The organism is Flavobacteriales bacterium, assembly GCA_013001705.1.
Taxonomy (GTDB): domain Bacteria; phylum Bacteroidota; class Bacteroidia; order Flavobacteriales_D; family JABDKJ01; genus JABDLZ01.
Genome location: JABDLZ010000266.1, coordinates 1 through 2,569, shown reverse-complemented (window position 1 = coordinate 2,569; position 2,569 = coordinate 1). Strand labels below are relative to the sequence as shown.

At 51.5% G+C, this 2,569-nt stretch carries 4 protein-coding genes; 2 read left to right on the top strand and 2 right to left on the bottom strand.

Features of this window, described 5'->3' with window-relative positions:
• Positions 1–275, bottom strand: a 275-nt coding sequence (locus HKN79_10700) for a sodium:solute symporter (protein ID NNC84035.1), incomplete at its 3' end; no start/stop codon positions are given.
• Between the two features lie 93 nt (positions 276–368).
• Here HKN79_10700 and HKN79_10695 point away from each other — a divergent pair.
• A complete protein-coding gene (locus HKN79_10695; protein ID NNC84034.1) occupies positions 369–1,385 on the top strand; it encodes a metallophosphoesterase in 1,017 nt (338 codons plus the stop codon).
• Positions 1,386–1,389: 4 nt separating this feature from the next.
• Here HKN79_10695 and HKN79_10690 read toward each other — a convergent pair whose 3' ends face one another.
• Entirely contained in the window at positions 1,390–1,911 is a 522-nt protein-coding gene (locus HKN79_10690; GenBank protein ID NNC84033.1) for an NAD(P)H-dependent oxidoreductase, read from the bottom strand.
• Between the two features lie 108 nt (positions 1,912–2,019).
• Between HKN79_10690 and HKN79_10685 the strand changes: the two genes are divergently transcribed.
• Positions 2,020–2,569, top strand: a 550-nt coding sequence (locus HKN79_10685) for a metal-dependent hydrolase (protein ID NNC84032.1), incomplete at its 3' end; no start/stop codon positions are given.

Below are 2,569 nucleotides of genomic sequence, written 5' to 3'. Positions count from 1 at the left end.
AGGAGCACGCCAGCGATCAAGGCATAGCCTACGATGTAGCCCAGCACCATCTGCATATAGGCGAACTGGCTATCGGCCACCCAACCTGGGACCGAGATGAAGGTCACACCGCTCAAGGACGCGCCTATCATACCGAAGGCCACCACCATCCAGTGGGCATTCCGCCCACCGGTGAAGAAGGTGCTGTTGTCCCCTTTGCCTGCGGTCAAGCGTGAAACGATGATCAGCAGAAGGAAATATGCAGCTATGACCAGACCTGTATATCCGGATGTCATCGGTAGTGATTTTCCTGTGCAATCAAAGGAATATCTCCACTCGACATGAATTCGAGGTCCTATTGTTTTACAGAGATATCTTTGAAAACGCCTATGGCAGAACGACCGGATAGGATACAGCGGGCCTTGGACCGCAGCTACCATTCAGCAAGTCGAATCCAGACCGATCCGGATTCCCTGCGCTGGATCATCTTCTCCGATCATCATCGAGGGACCAGGGATGGTGCTGATGACTTCGCACCTTGCGAGAAGAACTATCTCAAGGCTCTCCGACACTATGAGAAAGAAGGATATTCCCTCTGTCTGCTGGGTGATGTAGAGGAATTCTGGGAGAATACCCCGCTCCATGTCATGGCCAAATACCGCAATGTGCTTCAAGCCGAGAAGTCCTTCTTTGACAAAGGCAGGCTGCATCGCATCTGGGGCAATCACGATGACGATTGGCGCGTGGCCGGCCAGATCAGCCGTCATCTGGGCTGGTTGTTTCCCAAGATCAACGTGCATGAAGGGATCGTCCTGGAACTCAGTCGGGGAGCGAAGTGCCTGGAGATCCTCTTGGTACATGGGCATCAAGGCACCCTCAATAGCGACCGATTAGCCTGGATAAGTCGGCTTTTTGTACGATTTATCTGGCGGAACATCCAGCGGCTGTTCCGTGTACCACTTTCTACACCTGCCAATAACATCAAGCTCAAATCGGCCCATGACCAGGCCATGTACAACTGGGCCGACCGCCAGGACAAGGTGATCATCTGTGGTCATACCCATCATCCGGTCTTTATGTCATTCACCCATGCCGACCGCATCCGGCAAGAACTCACCTTCTTACAGTCTCAGCAGCAAACAACTCCGAGCGAGGAGACCGCAGCGACCATTGCCGAATTGGAGAAGAAACTCCTTCAGATCCAGTTGGACGAAGGAGAATCATTGGATGTGGAGCATCCCAAGCCCTTCTATTTCAATAGCGGTTGCTGCTCTTACGGAGATGGGGATATCACGGGACTGGAATTGGCAGATGGTCAGATCCGACTCATCAAATGGAGCGCGAAGACCAAGGAGCGCATGGTACTGGGAACGACCGAATTGAAGTATCTCCTGGACTATTGCTGACCCTTTAAAAGGCCAGCATCTTCTTGACGTGTTCTTTCAAACGTGTCGCGTATTCCTCATCCATGAGGTCGCCTTCTTTTCCCAGTGCTTGATGGATAGCTGAAAGCTTAGGTTTCTGGGCAATGACATCGACCCGGAGATAATTGAGCACATTGGAGAACTGGTCCATCGCACGGGCCGCCCCTCCTCTGCCATTGGAAAGTCCTATCAGACCGGCTTTCTTGTAATAGAAGGCCCGGGGAGGAATGGAGTCGATGAATAGTTTGAGAATTCCTGGAAATCCGCCATTATACTCCGGTATCACGAAGACGAATTTCTCACAGTCCTCCATGGGTTGTACGAATTGCCGCGTATAATCCGCACTGCGTTCTCCATATGTCTCTGCGAAAGCGATATCCCTCGGCAGATCACGCAGATCGATCAAGACATGTTCAGCTCCTTCATTCTCAAGTAATTGGGCGTAGAGATTGGCAATCTGACACGACAGATTATCCGCTCTATTGGTCCCGCTGACGATTCCGATCATCCTTCTTCAATTAACAATTCCATGTTCAAAAAGCTTTGGCAAAACAAGCGCATAGAGCCCGAAGCAGGGGTGAAAATTGGTCAAATTTGTTAACTACAGCCACAGTGCATGCGAGTAACATTCTACGGCCATTCCACATTCCTTTTCGAGCTAGCGGGTTCTCGTCTTTTGATGGACCCCTTCTTCTCGGACAATCCGGCCTGTGATACCGACCCTATGACTGTGGAATGCGACTATATGCTGCTGACCCATGGACACATGGATCATGTGCAGGATGCCGTGAGTATCGCCAAACGCACGGGATGCACCGTGGTAGCCAACTATGAAGTTGCTACGTGGGTCAAAGGGCAAGGCGTGGAAAATGTGGTGGAACTGAACCACGGAGGATCGGCACGAATGGGAGATATCACAGTCAAATGCGTCAATGCCGTGCATTCCAGTGTGCTTCCAGATGGGACCTATGGGGGAAACCCGGTCGGATTCATATTGAAGTCCGGTGATACGGAGTTCTATTATGCAGGCGATACCGCATTGACCATGGATATGGAACTCATCGGTCGTTATCACGATCTGAACGCAGCATTCCTGCCCATAGGCGACACCTACACCATGGGTGTGGAAGATGGAGCCATTGCAGCTGAGATGGCAGGTGCAGACC